The following is a 15,007-nucleotide window of genomic DNA, read 5'->3' on the forward strand; positions in this document are numbered from 1 at the left end:
TTCCTCCTTAATGTGAAACGTGGTGAGCGCGATGAACGTACTTCGACAGGTGTCGAATTCTGGTTCACCATGCCCAATACTCCGATTGCCGGAATATACGACATTATTAGGGTAACACTTAATATATCCTTTGTGGTCGAGCCCGCAGGATGACGGCCGTCAGACGGCGCAGGATTGCTCAAATTCGAATTTATCCGAGGATTTAAGGATTTCAGAGCGACAACACCGTGCCCCCCGGCGGCGTGCCGGGCATGACCGGAGGGGAGAGGAAGAGGAGGAATGGATGACATATCCCCAGCCCCCCGGGAGACGGTGGGCGTGATCAGGGCCACCACCCCGCGGTGAGAGAGCGCACCAACCAGAAGTGAATACAGTGCTCCACAAGACCTAAGACCAGGGAGGGGAGGGGGGCCAGAGAGAACCCACCTTCGCCGAACCAATAACAAGTCCACGCTTGCCGAACCTCCATGTCGACACATCCCTCCGTGGTGCTGAATCTGTTTCGAGGTACGGCAACCATACCGAAGTGTCACAACTCAGGACAAGAGCCGCGGCCCACGCCGATCAGTTCTGTGAGAGAGATCAGTCCCGAATCTTCTGCGGGGTGCAGAACCGGAGGGGAGTTTGAAAAGCGCGGGGTGGTTCGAGGGGTTGGTTGCCCCCCTGCCCACCTTCATCATGGGAGGTTCCCCCCAGCGCGAGAGAGCATTCGTCCTTCTGGTGGGGCGCCCCCCGGGTCGATTTTGCATCTACCATCGGGCGGGATGTTGTGGATCTGCGAGACAACCTGGAGCACCTTCTTGGCCTCAAAGTTGACCCCGTTCTGAAAGAGGGATCCGCCAGCGCGGGAACCTCATCATCTGTTTCCAGAGATGTCGTCAATGTTTGAGATACGAGATTGAAAAGATACGCTGCGTGCTGGAGCGCCACGAGAGCGAATGACCCCTGCGACCATTCAGGAGACGGCGACCCGCCGGCGCGAGAGAGCAGGGTAACATCCCTCCTCCCTCCGTTGGGGGGCGGCCCGCGGATCACCCGCACCGTTCCCTCACCTCGAGTGGTCTCACGCCTTCCCTCATCATCCGCATCGATGCGCTGCCCCCGGACCATTCTTTCAGCAGACCCCCCTGTTTTTCAGCGATCTTCAGCAGGTTTCAGCATGTGCTGCCATTCAACGGGCGACGAAGCATGGTTTGATCACTATTTTCTCCATCATACGATGAGATCACAGGATCATTTCAGCATCCCGGGGTTCGCACGCACACACTCCTCCGGACAGCGAGGAACCGGTGATGCCGTGTGGGGGGGTGTTTTGCTGTACTTTAGTATTGAGAGAGAGATCTATCTCTCTCTCAATACTGGTACAGTGGAATTCAGCGCTTTTCCTGGCCCTTTGATCATGACAGCACCTGCTGAAAATCTGCTGAAAACCTGCTGAAATGCTGAAAGAATGGTCCGGGATCACCGCACCGCACACACATGAGAGGATGCCCCCCTGAGGATTATAATATCAAGTGACGCAGGGCGAATGTGAGGTAATGCTCAAGAACTCTCGTCATGACAGGGAGGGGGACGGGAACAGAGCACATCACCCCCCTATCCTCACCATGGAGGGGTCCGGGCGGTCAGCCCCCCAGGGCGAGAGCGTGACAAAAATTTCTTCGGTTTTCTGTGAGGCGGCCCGTATGATCGACGTGCCTTTCCACACGCTCGCACCGGGGGCGCTTCCCCCGGACCCCCGGGATTGCGATAGGGCCGGGAAGGCAGCGAGGAGATCATCAAGATGGTGGTGCTGTCCCCGGCGCTCTCCTCATGTGGGGAACCAGAGGGGTCAGACCCCCGCACAAAGACCCGTACAGACAATTTTTTCACGGCCAAAAATTTCTGTCGTTCAATCGCATGCTCCTGGCGACCTTTTGTTCTTGACTTGCCACCGCGATTGATCAGAGCGACCGGGCGAAGATGCCCGCGCTCCGCACACCGCCACCGGTTCACTCCCCAAATTCACAGGCCCCATTTCTGCAGAAAAAAACCAGAGTGCCCGCCGGATCTTCGGCGTCTTCGAAATGTCCGGGGGGCGGAGAGGGCCAGGCCCATCCGTCACCTTTTTCTTTTGTGACGTAGAACTTATAGAGGCCCATAGCCCGGTAGTGTAGCGGTCAATCATGGGGGACTCTGGATCCCCCGACAGCAGTTCGAATCTGCTCCGGGCTACTCCTTTTCCGACAGACTGATGCTTGAGCCGGTGCTATCGTCAGGCATGAAACGGCCGTACCTGGTCGGGGCCGGCATCCGCTCCGACGACGAGAAGACCTTCCCGGCCCTGGCAGCGATGTACCACACGGGCGAGATCGACCACATCCAGGTCCAGATAAACCCCGAAGATCAGCAGACCTTCAAACGGCACATCGAGACGATCGCTGCAGGCGGGGTGAAGGTCGTCGTCCACGCCCCCCACCACGGCCACGGCCTCAACCCCTGCGCACCGACCGCCTACGAGACCTGGTCAGAGGTCGAAGCGCGGGCCTGGACCGAACTCGCCCTCGCAGAGACCGCCGAGGCCGCGGATCTCACCGGCGCGGAGACGATCGTCCTCCACACCGGACGCTACCTGCCGGGCAGAGAAGAAGAAGCGGTGGCCACCTTCGAGACCTTCCTCGACGAGTTCTTCGACCCACGGTTTGTCCTCGAAAACCTCCCCTCCGTCTACGCCGACTACCCCCTCCTCGGCAACACCGCCGACGAACTCAAGAGCCTCGGGGGCGGGCGGATACGCGGCTACTGCCTCGACTTCGCCCACCTCTTCTGCACGGCAAATTATCTCGGGGTTCCCTACGCCGACCTCCTCGCCCCCTTCGCCGACCTCCCCCTCCTCCTCTTCCACCTCTCCAACAGCAGGCGGGGTTCGATCACCGACGAACACCTCGCCCTCGACCACCCGGAGGGGGGCCTCAACTTCGCAGAGGTCGTCCCCTTCATCGCCGCGCACCCGACGATCGAGACAAGCCTGGAGTACAAGGAGAACGATCCGGCAGTCTACGTGGCGCAGCTCAAGGCCTTCGACGCGCTCTACCGGGAACATCTCTGAGAACGAAAAATCAGTTGCGTATAAAATCTTGATCGCTCTCCTCCCGACAGGGGAGCGGGCAGAAACCGGGGCATTCTGTCGTCCCCGGCGCGAGACAACGGCGAAGGTGTTGCGATGGGGATCGCACGTCGGACCATCACGGGGATTGATCGACGGGTGTGAGAACGCAGGGGATGAGATCAGAACAGCCGGCCGTCTTCTCTGAGCCCCGCGATGTGGAACTCGATTGCCTCGCGCATCCGCGCATCCGCTCCTCCGCCTCCTCCATGCTCGCCCCCGCGACAACACATCCCGGAAGGTCAGGGGAATATGCCGAATAGTTCCCGTCGGCCTTTTCGACGATAACAGAAAACTGATCCATGCACTCCTCCTCTCTTTTTCAGAGCCTTTCGCACAAAAAAAGATCAGGCCAGGAAGGCCGCGAGCACCCCGCTGAGGAAGACCCCGTCGAAGGTGCCCGCACCCCCGATGCTCACCATCGGAGCGCCCAGTTCACCAAGCCGTCTGAGGTTGAGGAGGTCGGCACCGATGAGCGTCCCGAGCGTCCCCGAGATATAGGCGATCACCGGCGCGGCGATCACCGCCGCCTCGCCCCCGCCCACAAAGAGCGAGAGGACAAGGGCGACGATGAGGGCGGCCAGTGGCGGGACGAAGAAGGGCGTGGCGATCCCGAGGCCGGGCACCGGACGGGCCACCCGATGCGTGATCAGGGCAACGATCAGCACCCCGACCAGAGCAAGGAAAAAGACCGTGGTCCCGCCCGGGATCAGCAGCGCACGGCCCAGGAGATAGACCGAGATGAAGAGAGGGATCAGCGCCCCGCCGAGATTGATCGCCACCGTCGTCTCGGGCGCGACCTCCGGTATCCGGTAGACCCACCCGTAGAAGGGGCTGTAGGTCTTCTCCATCCGCACCGGTCCGCCGGTCTTGAGCGTGGTGAGCGGGATGTTCACCAGGCTCCCGACCAGCGTGAAGATGAGGATGAGGAACACCGTGCCCGCCGAGAAACCGAGTTTGGCAAAGGCCGAACCGATGATGCTGAGGAAGAGGAACGGGATCAGGAAGAGGAGTACAAGGAAGAGAAAACCGATCATCAGCAGGCTGAACGGATTGAAGAAACACCTGCGGGCCATGAAGAAAAGAAGGTGAAGATCTTATTTCAGGGCTTCGCAGACGATGGCCGCGTGATCGTGATGGTAGGGCTCAAGCCACTTCACCTCTTTCACCACAAGCCCGCCCTCCTCCAGGGCCCTGACCGTCTCGTCCGCAACCTCCTTCGGACTCTTCCTGATGTCCACACTCCTGGTCTTGAGCATCAGGATGAACGTCCCACCCGGCCGGAGGAAGGGGAGGTTTGCGAGAGCGATCCGCACCTGATCGGGTTGGGCTACGTCCTGGTAGATGAGGTCGACTGTCTCGACGACTCCCTGATAGGCCGCGGGCCGCCCGGCATCGGCCATGATCGGGATGATGTTCTTTCTGTGCCGGCAGACTTCGAGGAGATCCTGCATCGGCCGCGGGGCGAACTCCACCGCATAGGCCACCTCCACATAGTCGGCAACATGGGAGACCGTCGTGCCGTTGGCCGCACCCAGGTACAGCACCCGCAGGTCTGCGGTGAGGTCGAAGGTGCCGCCCAGCATCGCATACGCCGCAAACTTCGAGCGGTATGGGTTCCATACGCGGCACTCCCCGACCATCCGCTCCCCATATACCCCTCCCTCGCCTGGCGAGACGAGGACACCGTCGAGCCAGATCATGCCAACTCTCCCGCGGCGTCGATCCGCGCCTGCGCCTTATCAAGGAAAGCCTCGTCCAGTTCACCGCGATAACAGTCAATGCGCGCCGCGATGACCAGTTTGGCGGCAAGCACCCGTGCCACCCGCCCCCGAAGGTTCCTGGGGGCATTGTGGACGCGCCGGTGCTGGAAGATCACCCCGTGTTTCGGGGATGGGGCACTGCCCCTGATATGGGCGAAGAGGGCCGAGCGCGCGCCGAGCACCTGGACCGTCGCCCCCGGCATCCTGGAGAGAGGGACAAGCCCTCCCGCAGCGGCCATCAACCTGGCCGCGACCAGGCCGCCGACGAGAGCGCTGGTGTTCGGGAGGACGACGTCCGCCTGCCTGGAAACATCACGCGCCAGACGTCTGCGCATCTCTCCGAGGGCCTCGATCTCCCGGCCCACCTGCCGCAGCGGCGGTGAACGACTCCGCATGATCTTGCCGCCGAGGGCCTTCCCGCCCCGGCGGTATTTCCGGGTGAACCCCGGATCGATGACGGCCTGCCAGTCCACCGCCCGCTCGAGGAGGAGGTTGATGACATGGTCGACCTCGTCGAGAGTCCTGACCATCTGAAGGAGCTCGACGTCCTTTGCAGAGAGGTCTTCCGCGACCTGCGCCCTGGTCAGGGCGATGCAAACGGCCCTGAGCGAGGCGAGATATTCCTGCCGGCCGGAAACGGCGCCGCACTCCTCCGCCACTCTCCAGTCGGGGATGAGGAGTTCGGGGCCAAGGGCCCGGATCCGTCCTGCGAGGGCCTCGGGGTCGGACCCGGCCGGACTGCACCGGCCACCGTCGAGGTCCCCGAACCAGTAGCGCTCCATGGGTACACTGTGGGCATGCAGGGAGCATTAACATAGCAGGCGCGGAAGAGATCTACGGATAGGAATCTGACAGACAATGATCATCGAGGCCATTATCTTCATCATCGGCATCATTCTCCTGGTCAAGGGTGCAGACTATTTTGTCGGCGGAGGGAGCGGGCTTGCGGCACGCTTCGGAGTTTCGGCGGCGACCATCGGGTTCACGGTCATCGCCTTCGGCACCTCGCTCCCCGAATTCGTGGTGAGCGTAAACGCCATCATCTCCCATGACGGGGGGATCGCACTCGGCAACGTGCTGGGCAGCAACATCGCCAACATCGCCCTGGTCCTCGCCCTCTGTGCCATCATCAACCCGAAGATCGTCGGGAGCAGAGCGACCGCAGGGCTGATGCTCAGAGAGACGTGGCTGATGCTCGCCGCCACCGTGCTCTTCCTCCTCCTTGCGATGCGAGGGGCCTTCGACGTCTGGGCGGGGGCCGCGATGCTCATCGCCTTCGTCGCCATCCTTGCGGTCCTCTGGCGGGGTGGCGGGGCCGCGGCCGGAGCCGAAGGTGAGGTCAGGTCACATGGGAGGCGGGACATTATCCTCACTCTCGGGGGACTGCTTGCCGTGATCATCGGTGCGCAACTCGTTGTCGACACCGCGGTGAAGATCGCCGGCGCCCTCGGCGTCCCGACCTTCATCATCGGGCTCTCGATCGTAGCGATCGGCACCTCCCTCCCCGAACTTGCGACCTCGATCGTCGCGATCATGAAGAACGAGGGCGGGATCTCGGTCGGGAACATCCTGGGCAGCAACATCTTCAACCTCCTCTTCGTGATGGGCGTGGGGGCCCTCATCAGCCCGGTGCTGATCGGGAGTCTCACCGATGTGCTCATCACCGCCGCCTTCTCCGCGGCGGTCATCCCCCTCTTCCTGCTCGGCGACCGGATGACCAGACTCTGGGCGGCGGGTCTGCTCGCGGCGTACGCCCTCTATATCGGCGCGATCTTCGGGCTGCTCTAGAAGACCGCCACCCCGAGCGAGGAGAGGATGACCGGGAGCATCACCGCCCCCATACAGGAGACTCTCCTCACCTGGACGAGCGCCGGGACCGTTCCGATCAGGGTCGCCGCCGCAAGGATGAAGAGTCCGAAGGGGCCGCAGAGGAGAAACGAGAGGAGCGTGACCGAGAGGACCACCCCGATATGAAGGGGGGCGAGCCTCACCCTCGCGAAGAGTGCGGCCCCCCTGGAACAGAAGAGCGTGAGGAGATAGGCGACCGTCGCTGCAAGGGCGGCAACGAGCAGGAGAAGAGAGAGCGGCGGGAGATCAAAGGTGGCGAGAGCAACCATCACCCCGTTCCTCGTCCTGCCAAGGGCATACAGGGCCGAAAGTCCGAGGAAGGCGTTGGCGGTGTTCGCGGCGCTGGTGGCAAGAAGATAGCCCCGCCGGTCCTGGCCGTAGTCGATGACCGAGGCGAGGAGGGCGTTGGCGGTGGCATTGGAGAGGCCGGGCAGCCAGCCGACGACCGCCCCCGCAACCGAGCCGGTGAAAGAGCAGCGCAGCACGTCCCGTCTCTCCGGGTACGAGACTTCCCCGGCCTGAGCGGGCATCCGGCCGCCGCTCGCGAAGAGGATGACCGCAACCCCGAAGAGACCGGAGAGGAGGGGCATCAGGACCGAGGTGCTCCCATGCCAGGCGAGAAAGGAATACCTGAAGACGAATAGCCCGAGGAACCCTGAAACCAGGAAGACCGCGGCCGACCATTCGGGGGATTCGGAGAAGACGACCAGAGCACAGGCGACGACAAGGAGGAGGAGCCCGATCCCCCAGTCGATCGCAGGCTGCAGGAGCGGAAGGATGACGAGGAAGAGGAGCGAGAGGGGGAGGGCACAGGCGACGGCACTGGCGCTCCCGAGCGCGGAGATCCGCACCGCCTCCGCACCCCGCCCCTCCAGGCAGAGGGCGTGGGCAGGTAGGACCATCACCGCGGTGTCCGCGTCCGGCACCCCGAGAAAGGTGGACGGGACGCAATCCAGGAAGGTGTGGGTGACGAGGGCGGCGACGAGCGCGGCGGCGAGGGCTTCAGCCCCCAGGGTACCGAGCAGGACGGAAGAGAGGGAGAGAAGGAGGGCGGCCATGGTGTTGACGTGCACGCCGGGCACCAACCCGCTGACCGTTCCCAGCGCCACTCCCGCCAGAATACCGAGGAGGAGGGAGGCGACCACAGAGGAGACTCCACCCCACGTCCATATATATTTCCCGGCCCGGAGGGGAAACGGTGATATCCAGGCCGCACCGAACCTTTCTCGATGTTGATCGCGATCACCCGGCTCCCTGAAAAGGCGGGGAGGGACGCCGCCCTCTGCGCCGAGTTCGGCCATGAGTGTTATACTGTCTCACCACTCAGGGCCGAACTCATCGAAGATGCAATCGCCCGGTTCGTGGCCGAAGCGAACCGAGGCGCCTTCGACTGCATCTTCTTCACCAGCGCCCTCCCGGCAGAGGTCATCGCCCCGAAACTCTCCCTCCCCGACGGCGTGAAGAGTGTCGCCATCGGCCCGCAGACGGCGCGGACCCTTGCGCGGCACGGGATCGAGGCCGAGACTCTTCCCTCCTTCTACTCGGCCGACTTCGCCCCGTACCTCGGCGAGTGGCTGGCAGGGCGGCGGGTCGGGATCCCGCGGGCCGCGGTCCCGAACCCCGGCCTCCTGGACGCGATCCGGTCGGCCGGGGGTGAGGCATGCGAGTACCCCTCCTATCGCCTTATCCCGTCAGGCGAGGCGCTCGACACCGGCCGGGCCGACGCAGTCCTCTTCACCAGCGCCTCCTCGTTCAGGGAGGCGGGGTGGACACGCCGTCCAGGGCAGATCGTCGCCGCCATCGGTCGGGTGACGGCCGCGGCGATGGAGGAAGGGGGTGTCCCCCCCGACGTTGTCGGGGACGGTTCCCTTGCCGGGACGCTTGCGACGCTGAACAAACATGCAGAGGAGAAGAACAACCATGCCTGAACGCCATAGAGTCGCCGGCGTGCCCACCGCCGGACTGGTCGTCGTCGACAAACCGCAGGGGCCGTCCAGCCACCAGGTCTCCGCCTGGGTCGGGGAGATGCTCGGCGTTTCGATCGGGCATGCCGGCACCCTGGACCCGATGGTCTCGGGGGTGCTGGTGATCATGATCGGCCCGGCGGTCAGACTCGCCCCGGTCCTCCTCAAAGAGCGCAAAGAGTATGTCTGTGCCATGCGCCTCCACGGCGACGTGCCCGCTGAGATGGTCGAGGAGATCGCAAAGGAGTTTACCGGCAGGATCTACCAGCGCCCCCCCAGACGGAGTGCGGTGAAGCGGAGCCTGCGGATCAGAAAGATCTACGATCTTGAGATCCTCGATATCGACGGGAGGCTTGTCCTCTTCAGAGTGGTCTGCGACGCGGGGACGTACATCAGGTCGCTCTGCCACCACCTGGGCCAGGCACTCGGGACCGGCGCCCATATGCAGGAACTCCGTCGGACTCGTTCCGGGGTCTTCACCGAAGGGGAAGCACACTCCCTCCATGACCTCAGGGACGCTGTCGAAGCCGCAGAAGAAGGGGACTCCTCGGCACTTGAAGCCTTGATCCTCCCTCCCTCTGCCGGGATCGGCGACCTCCACAGAGTCGTGGTGCGGGACACCGCGGTCGACGCCCTCTGCCATGGGGCCTCCCTCGCGGGGGTGGGCGTAGTCTCAAAGACGAAGTACAAAAAAGGCGAGACGGTCGCGGTCCTCACCGAGAAGAGCGAACTGATCGCCCTGGGCGAGGCGCTTACCAACGCCGACGCCTACGAACCAGGGCAGACCGGTCTGGTCGTCGCACCCAGGACCGTGATGATGCCCCCCGGCACCTACCCCTCTCACTGGACCAGCAGGCCGCAGCAGAAAAAGGGATAGCATTAAAACACCCTGACACAAATAGATTAAGGCACGTGCTGAGGTAGTCTAGTGGTAGGGCGCGGGCCTGGAAAGCCCGTGGGGCGTTGAGCCCCTCGGGAGTTCAAATCTCCCCCTCAGCGTCTTCAAATTAAACTCGATTCTTTTCCTGTTCTGATCCATCCGGTGTTCAATCTTGATCATTTCATTCCCTGATCCGGCATCACCTTCATCATGGCGGCCGCTCAAGGCGGGATATGGATATCCCTGCTGAAGGTTTTGCAGAGGTGCCCGGCGGAAGGATAAAGTTTCATGTTGCCGGGGCAGAACAGAGCGGCACTCCGCTCCTCGTGCTCCACGGTGGTCCCGGTTGCACATGGGACTACCTCGAACCCCTTGCCGTTCTTGGGGGGAGGCCGGTGATCTTCTACGACCAGCTCGGCTGCGGAGACTCGGACCGTCCGGCCGATCCCTCTCTCTGGACATTGGAACGCGCGGTGGACGAACTCGCGGCGGTGCGGGAGGTGCTCGGCCTCGACCGCGTCCACATCCTCGGCCAGTCCTGGGGGACGATGCGCGCCGTCGAATACATGCTTACGCACCGCCCCGCGGGGGTGGAAAGCCTTGTCCTCTCCGCACCCTGCCTCTCGGCATCACGCTGGGCTGCAGACGGAAGGAGATATCTTCAGGCCCTCCCCGAACCCCACAGGCAGGCGATCCTCCGCGCCGAAGAGGCGGGCGTCTACGATGATCCCACCTACCAGGAGGCGATGACGGCCTATTATCGCCGCCATGTCTGCCGCCTCGACCCCTGGCCGGAGTGCCTGATGAGGACATTTGAAAGACTGAACACCGACATCTACCTGCAGATGTGGGGTCCGAGCGAGTTCACCATCACCGGAAGCCTCAGGAACTTCGAGCGTGCCGGCAGACTCCACGAGATCACGGCGCCCACGCTCTTCACCTGCGGGGAGTTCGACGAGGCGACCCCGGCGACGACGGCATACTACCACCACATGATGCAAGGGTCCGAGATCGCCGTCTTCAAGGGTGCGGCGCACGAGCATCACCTGGAAAATACCGGAGAGTATCTTGCCATCGTCAGGGCGTTCCTCTCCAGGGCCGAAGGAGGGGAACACTCCCGCCGATGCTGATGGATCCCGATCATACAATCCCGGCAGACAGCCCCGACCTCGCCCGCACCATCGCCGCACTCGCAAACAGCGGCGGGGGGAGGGTTTTCATCCGCGGCGATACCGATACGGCGCGGACCGCCCTCCTGAACGCCCTCAAGGAGGTCGTGCCGATGCCGACCTGTCCCGAAGGAAACCCCGCCCCCCGTCCGGCACACCAGGGGATCGCCCGCCCGGCAGAGATCTCGATCCAGCAGGTAGGAGAAGAGAACGGTCTGCTGATCATGGTCACCTCCGGCGCCTCACTCTGCACGGTGGACGGGGTAGTCCCTATCTTCGAGAACGGAGTGGTCAGAACCCTCAGCCTCACCGAGGTGGTCAGGCGGGCGGGTTCGGGAGGATAACTCATATACCTCCACGCCAAGAGGGAGGTGGTGATGGCAGGTGCGTGAAGCAGTACGAACCGAGATCGACGACCTGATCAGCCGCAAGCTCCCGGCGCTCGTCGCCCTCTACCAGGACTTCCATGCCGAGCCCGAACTCTCGGGGGATGAGGTGCGGACTGCAGAGCAACTCGCCGAAGAACTCGAAGCCGCGGGTCTCACGGTCACCAGGGAAATCGGGGGGCAGGGGGTCGTCGGGGTGTTCGAGAACGGCCCCGGACCCGTGGTGATGCTCAGGGCCGACATGGATGCCCTCCCGGTCCAGGAGGAGACCGGCCTCCCCTACGCGAGCAGGTGTCCGGGCGTGATGCATGCCTGCGGGCACGACCTCAATATGACCGCCCTCGTCGGGGCGGCGGGCGTGCTTGCCGGCGTGCGGAAGGCATGGTCCGGGACACTCCTTTTCGTCGGTCAGCCTGCCGAGGAGAGGGTCGCGGGGGCGCGGGCGATGCTCAGGGACGGTCTCTTCACCAGGTTCCCGAGGCCCATGTGTGCCGTCGCCGTCCACGCCGGGCCGGACATCCCTTCAGGGATGGTCGGGACACGGAGCGGCGTCCTCTCGGCAGGCGGCGAGTCGATCGACATCACCGTCAAAGGGGTAGGTGGACATGCCGCCCATCCGGATCAGGCGAAGGACACCGTCGTCATCGCCGCCGAGACCGTCCTCGCCCTCCAGACGATCAGGTCCAGGGAGATCGACCCGAACCAGTTCTTCGTGCTCACCGTCGCCGCCGTTCATGGTGGGAGCAAACACAACACCATCCCCGACGAGGTGATGATGAAGGCGAACCTGCGCTATCATCATGAGGCGGTCAGAGAACAGGGGCTTGAGGCCGTCCGCCGGATCACCACGGGGATCGCCAGAACCGCCGGCGTTCCCGAGAACCTGATGCCGGTCGTCACGGTCATCGACGAGTCGGTCCCTCCCCTGGTCACCGACGCCGGACTCACCAACCGGTGCACCGCAACGGTGGAGGAGATCCTCGGCGAGGGGAATGTCATCGAGATCCTACCTCTCCCGGGAAGCGAGGACTTCGCGGTCTACGGGCGAGAAGGGGTGCCGCTCGTCTACTTCAGGGTCGGGACGATGACCGGCGGACAACCCGGGCCGTACCTCCATTCTTCGCGCTTCGCCCCTGACCAGGCCGCGGCAATCAGAAACGCAACGCTGGTCCTCGTTGCCTCGGCCCTCGCCTGCACCGGGAAGGAATAACAGGGGTGGGCGCGGGACCGGGAGGGGTGTCCCTCATCCGCGGTTTTTCGTGCGGAGAGGGATCGGATCGCCGGCGTGGTGCGAGACGACACGACCTCAAAGACTATCATGAATGCGGCAGAGTCAGCCCCATGCCCACAGTCACATGGTTCGAGATCCCTGCCGCCGACACCGGCAGGGCGAAAGAATTTTATCAATCCCTTTTCGGCTGGAATGTCCGGCCGTTCCCGGTAGAGTTCAAGGAAGACTTCTGGATGGTCGAGACCGACGACGGGGTCGGCGGCGATCTTTTCAGGCGGGAATTCCGCGGTCAGCAGATGATGATCTATATCGACGTCCCCTCCATCGAGGCATGCCTCCGGAGGGTCGTCGACCTGGGCGGCCGGGTGCTCACCGGGAAGACCGAGGTGCCGGGGATGGGGTATCTGGCAGTCTGCGAGGATACCGAACAGAACCGTTTCGGGCTCTGGGAGCGCGTGGAAGGATCAGACGAGTGACAGACGTGAAGTCGGCAAGGAGAAGAGAGAGGGGGGGACCGGACCGGGAGCGATCCTCCGGGCCACCGGCGCAAGGTCGGGGCGGTCGATCCGCCTGAGATGCGGGCCTTCTCCCCGAGGACGTCAGCCCGATGATCACAGCAGTCGTTGGAGGAGAAGACTGAGAGTTGCCCGGCCGCCAGGTCCAGGGGAAACGTCTATCTCCCCCGGCCCCATCCACCCCCTCGGGGTGTGGAGCATGCAGACCTTTACGCGGCCGAGGGTGGTGGTGAGCAGGTGCATCGAGTTCGACCACTGCCGGTGGAACGGGGACATGATCAGGAACGAGGTGGTGCAGCGGATGAAAGAACACGTCGAGTTCGTACCGGTCTGCGCTGAATCGGAGATCGGCCTCGGTGTCCCGAGAGAGCCGGTCAGACTGGTGGAAGAGAACGACGAGATCAGGCTCGTGCAGCACGAGACCGACCGCGACGTCACCAAAATGATGACCACCTTCGCCGCCTCATTTCTCGACGAACTCGGAGAGGTGGACGGCTTTCTTCTCAAGTCCAGGTCGCCTTCCTGCGGGACCAGAGGGGTCAAAATATACCGATCTATGGAAGGCGGCGCCTCCAGAGGGACGACGGCCGGGCTCTTCGCGCAGGCGGTCCTCTCCCGCTATCCCGACCTCCCGGTTGAGGACGAGGGGAGGTTGAGGAACCGGCGGATCAGGGAGCACTTCCTCGTCAGGCTCTTCACCCTCGCCAGGTTCAGGGCGGCGAGGGACCGCAGGGAGATGCATGCCCTCGCAGAGTTTCACGCCAGAAACAAACTCCTCCTGATGGCATACAGCCAGAAAGAACTCCAGACGCTCGGGAGGGTGGTGGCAAACCCGGAGAAGCGCCCGGTCGAAGAGGTCATGGAGACCTACGAGGCACTCCTCAGGGCCGCCCTGGAACGGCCACCCAGGGCTGCATCACGGATCAATGTCCTCTTCCATTCACTCGGGTATTTCAAAGATCGTCTCTCCCCGGAAGAGAAGGCCTTCTTCCTTGAGACCGTCGAGCAGTACCGCCGGGACGAAGTGGCGCTCTGCCCGAACCTGACGATCCTGCGCTCATGGATCGTCAGGTTCGGGATCGACTATCTTGCAGATCAGACCTTCTTCTCTCCTCTGCCGCCAGGCCTGATGGAGGTGCCCCCCGACCTCTCGCAGGACCAGAGAGACTACTGGAAAGATGAGCGTGGGGGACGGAGATCGTGAGACAGGATCGAGTCCTGGCCTGCCTCGCCGCCGTCGTCCTTGCGGCCGCACTGATCTCGGGCTGCATCGGAGAGCCCGACGGTTCGCTCCCCCCGCCGGTTGACTTCACCCCTGAAGCGGATGTCGGTGCAGAGGACGAACTCATCATCAGATATTATCCCAACAGCACCGAACCGGCATCGTACACGGTTACCTTCGAGATCGAAGTGAACGGAGAGACCGCGGACGCCGTGGCCGGACGGATCTTCTCCGGGATCTCGGCCGCCGACCCGATCGAACTCCCACCGGTACCTGCCGGGCCCGGTGCCGAGGTGAGCGTGAGGGTCACCATCTTCGACGAATTCAGACGGATCGTGCACAGCGACACCACCACCTTCATCGCCGGCGAAGATCTTCAGGTGACGACCGGATAACCAGCCTCCTTCCAGGCGGCAATCCCCTTCTCCATATTGTAAATCTCGCCAAACCCCTCTTCGGCCATCACCGCCGACGCCTCCGCACTCCTGACGCCGGTCCGGCAGTAGACCAGATAGGCTGTCTCCCGATCGAGGGCCCTGACCTTCTCCCTGAAGTCCGATGCATACCAGTCGATATTGACCGCTCCCTCGATGTGACCGGCGGCAAACTCTTCCGGCGTCCTGACGTCCAGGACCACGAAGCCGGGATCCCCTGCACGCTCCCGGATGAGGGCGTGGGCCTCTTCGACCGAGAGATCGTTCCCTGCAGGTGCTCCCATACATCCTCCGGCCCAGAGTGCCAGCACGAGCAGCAGCAGAGGGGCGGTTCTGTACCGGTGCGACATGATGCACCGATCTCCCCGCCCTGATATAAAGACTCAGGCCGACTCACCCCGCTCGAAGAACCACCCCGTTACAACGAGAAATATCTGATAAAAATCCTGC

General features: G+C 63.2%; 16 protein-coding genes and 2 tRNA genes. 12 read left to right on the forward strand and 6 right to left on the reverse strand.

Annotated features, from left to right (window positions below):
* Positions 1–2,141: 2,141 nt before the first annotated feature.
* Both RJ40_RS06485 and RJ40_RS06490 read left to right on the forward strand, forming a co-directional pair.
* Positions 2,142–2,214 (forward strand) — tRNA-Gln (locus RJ40_RS06485).
* A 46-nt stretch (positions 2,215–2,260) separates the two neighbouring features.
* Positions 2,261–3,088 carry a TIM barrel protein gene (locus RJ40_RS06490; protein ID WP_265582534.1) on the forward strand — a complete coding sequence of 276 codons (828 nt, stop codon included), beginning with the start codon at positions 2,261–2,263 and terminating at the stop codon, positions 3,086–3,088.
* A 136-nt stretch (positions 3,089–3,224) separates the two neighbouring features.
* Here RJ40_RS06490 and RJ40_RS06495 read toward each other — a convergent pair whose 3' ends face one another.
* From RJ40_RS06495 to RJ40_RS06510, 4 genes are read right to left on the reverse strand one after another with little or no spacing between them, the layout of a single operon-like run.
* A complete protein-coding gene (locus tag RJ40_RS06495) occupies positions 3,225–3,449 on the reverse strand; it encodes a type II toxin-antitoxin system HicB family antitoxin (RefSeq protein WP_322743903.1) in 225 nt (74 codons plus the stop codon).
* 43 nt (positions 3,450–3,492) lie between these two features.
* Entirely contained in the window at positions 3,493–4,221 is a 729-nt protein-coding gene (locus tag RJ40_RS06500; RefSeq protein WP_265582535.1) for a DUF1614 domain-containing protein, read from the reverse strand.
* Positions 4,222–4,242: 21 nt separating this feature from the next.
* Entirely contained in the window at positions 4,243–4,848 is a 606-nt protein-coding gene (locus RJ40_RS06505) for a fibrillarin-like rRNA/tRNA 2'-O-methyltransferase (protein ID WP_265582536.1), read from the reverse strand.
* Entirely contained in the window at positions 4,845–5,690 is an 846-nt protein-coding gene (locus RJ40_RS06510) for an NOP5/NOP56 family protein (RefSeq protein WP_265582537.1), read from the reverse strand. Before RJ40_RS06510 ends, RJ40_RS06505 begins: the two co-directional genes overlap by 4 nt.
* A 76-nt stretch (positions 5,691–5,766) precedes the next feature.
* Between RJ40_RS06510 and RJ40_RS06515 the strand changes: the two genes are divergently transcribed.
* Positions 5,767–6,696: a calcium/sodium antiporter gene (locus tag RJ40_RS06515; protein ID WP_265582538.1), complete on the forward strand. Its 930-nt coding sequence runs from the start codon at positions 5,767–5,769 to the stop codon at positions 6,694–6,696.
* Here RJ40_RS06515 and RJ40_RS06520 read toward each other — a convergent pair.
* Positions 6,693–7,901 carry a tripartite tricarboxylate transporter permease gene (locus tag RJ40_RS06520; protein WP_265582539.1) on the reverse strand — a complete coding sequence of 403 codons (1,209 nt, stop codon included), beginning with the start codon at positions 7,899–7,901 and terminating at the stop codon, positions 6,693–6,695. The genes RJ40_RS06515 and RJ40_RS06520 overlap by 4 nt on opposite strands.
* An 84-nt stretch (positions 7,902–7,985) precedes the next feature.
* Here RJ40_RS06520 and RJ40_RS06525 point away from each other — a divergent pair, with 84 nt between their 5' ends.
* The 9 genes from RJ40_RS06525 (at position 7,986) to RJ40_RS06565 (ending at position 14,518) form a co-directional block, all read left to right on the forward strand.
* Positions 7,986–8,684 (forward strand): uroporphyrinogen-III synthase, encoded by a 699-nt coding sequence (locus RJ40_RS06525; protein ID WP_265582540.1) that lies wholly within the window; start codon positions 7,986–7,988, stop codon positions 8,682–8,684.
* Entirely contained in the window at positions 8,677–9,597 is a 921-nt protein-coding gene (locus RJ40_RS06530) for an RNA-guided pseudouridylation complex pseudouridine synthase subunit Cbf5 (protein ID WP_265582541.1), read from the forward strand. The genes RJ40_RS06525 and RJ40_RS06530 overlap by 8 nt, the downstream gene beginning before the upstream one ends.
* A 37-nt stretch (positions 9,598–9,634) precedes the next feature.
* Positions 9,635–9,719: transfer RNA gene (locus RJ40_RS06535), tRNA-Ser, on the forward strand.
* Positions 9,720–9,833: 114 nt separating this feature from the next.
* Entirely contained in the window at positions 9,834–10,730 is an 897-nt protein-coding gene (locus RJ40_RS06540; protein ID WP_265582542.1) for a proline iminopeptidase-family hydrolase, read from the forward strand.
* Entirely contained in the window at positions 10,730–11,113 is a 384-nt protein-coding gene (locus RJ40_RS06545) for a hypothetical protein (RefSeq protein ID WP_265582543.1), read from the forward strand. The genes RJ40_RS06540 and RJ40_RS06545 overlap by 1 nt, the downstream gene beginning before the upstream one ends.
* Before the next feature lie 40 nt (positions 11,114–11,153).
* Positions 11,154–12,365 (forward strand): M20 metallopeptidase family protein, encoded by a 1,212-nt coding sequence (locus RJ40_RS06550; RefSeq protein ID WP_265582544.1) that lies wholly within the window; start codon positions 11,154–11,156, stop codon positions 12,363–12,365.
* A 131-nt stretch (positions 12,366–12,496) separates the two neighbouring features.
* Positions 12,497–12,862: a VOC family protein gene (locus tag RJ40_RS06555; RefSeq protein WP_265582545.1), complete on the forward strand. Its 366-nt coding sequence runs from the start codon at positions 12,497–12,499 to the stop codon at positions 12,860–12,862.
* A 238-nt stretch (positions 12,863–13,100) separates the two neighbouring features.
* The gene (locus RJ40_RS06560) at positions 13,101–14,105 is read left to right on the forward strand and encodes a YbgA family protein (protein WP_265582546.1); all 1,005 of its coding nucleotides are present in this window, start codon (positions 13,101–13,103) and stop codon (positions 14,103–14,105) included.
* A complete protein-coding gene (locus RJ40_RS06565) occupies positions 14,102–14,518 on the forward strand; it encodes a hypothetical protein (protein ID WP_265582547.1) in 417 nt (138 codons plus the stop codon). The genes RJ40_RS06560 and RJ40_RS06565 overlap by 4 nt, the downstream gene beginning before the upstream one ends.
* Here RJ40_RS06565 and RJ40_RS06570 read toward each other — a convergent pair.
* Positions 14,500–14,907 carry a rhodanese-like domain-containing protein gene (locus tag RJ40_RS06570; RefSeq protein ID WP_265582548.1) on the reverse strand — a complete coding sequence of 136 codons (408 nt, stop codon included), beginning with the start codon at positions 14,905–14,907 and terminating at the stop codon, positions 14,500–14,502. The genes RJ40_RS06565 and RJ40_RS06570 overlap by 19 nt on opposite strands.
* Positions 14,908–15,007 lie beyond the last annotated feature (100 nt).

This window comes from Methanofollis aquaemaris (assembly GCF_017357525.1).
Classification (GTDB): domain Archaea; phylum Halobacteriota; class Methanomicrobia; order Methanomicrobiales; family Methanofollaceae; genus Methanofollis; species Methanofollis aquaemaris.

What these genes read in the sequence shown, in the direction of transcription:
- RJ40_RS06525 (WP_265582540.1), top strand. Translation starts at nt 7,986, where the DNA reads ATGTTGATCGCGATCACCCGGCTCCCTGAAAAGGCGGGGAGGGACGCC.
- RJ40_RS06530 (WP_265582541.1), top strand. Translation starts at nt 8,677, where the DNA reads ATGCCTGAACGCCATAGAGTCGCCGGCGTGCCCACCGCCGGACTGGTC.
- RJ40_RS06560 (WP_265582546.1), top strand. Translation starts at nt 13,101, where the DNA reads ATGCAGACCTTTACGCGGCCGAGGGTGGTGGTGAGCAGGTGCATCGAG.
- RJ40_RS06515 (WP_265582538.1), top strand. Translation starts at nt 5,767, where the DNA reads ATGATCATCGAGGCCATTATCTTCATCATCGGCATCATTCTCCTGGTC.
- RJ40_RS06570 (WP_265582548.1), bottom strand. Translation starts at nt 14,907, where the DNA reads ATGTCGCACCGGTACAGAACCGCCCCTCTGCTGCTGCTCGTGCTGGCA.
- RJ40_RS06495 (WP_322743903.1), bottom strand. Translation starts at nt 3,449, where the DNA reads ATGGATCAGTTTTCTGTTATCGTCGAAAAGGCCGACGGGAACTATTCG.
- RJ40_RS06490 (WP_265582534.1), top strand. Translation starts at nt 2,261, where the DNA reads ATGAAACGGCCGTACCTGGTCGGGGCCGGCATCCGCTCCGACGACGAG.
- RJ40_RS06540 (WP_265582542.1), top strand. Translation starts at nt 9,834, where the DNA reads ATGGATATCCCTGCTGAAGGTTTTGCAGAGGTGCCCGGCGGAAGGATA.
- RJ40_RS06545 (WP_265582543.1), top strand. Translation starts at nt 10,730, where the DNA reads ATGGATCCCGATCATACAATCCCGGCAGACAGCCCCGACCTCGCCCGC.
- RJ40_RS06555 (WP_265582545.1), top strand. Translation starts at nt 12,497, where the DNA reads ATGCCCACAGTCACATGGTTCGAGATCCCTGCCGCCGACACCGGCAGG.
- RJ40_RS06500 (WP_265582535.1), bottom strand. Translation starts at nt 4,221, where the DNA reads ATGGCCCGCAGGTGTTTCTTCAATCCGTTCAGCCTGCTGATGATCGGT.
- RJ40_RS06505 (WP_265582536.1), bottom strand. Translation starts at nt 4,848, where the DNA reads ATGATCTGGCTCGACGGTGTCCTCGTCTCGCCAGGCGAGGGAGGGGTA.
- RJ40_RS06510 (WP_265582537.1), bottom strand. Translation starts at nt 5,690, where the DNA reads ATGGAGCGCTACTGGTTCGGGGACCTCGACGGTGGCCGGTGCAGTCCG.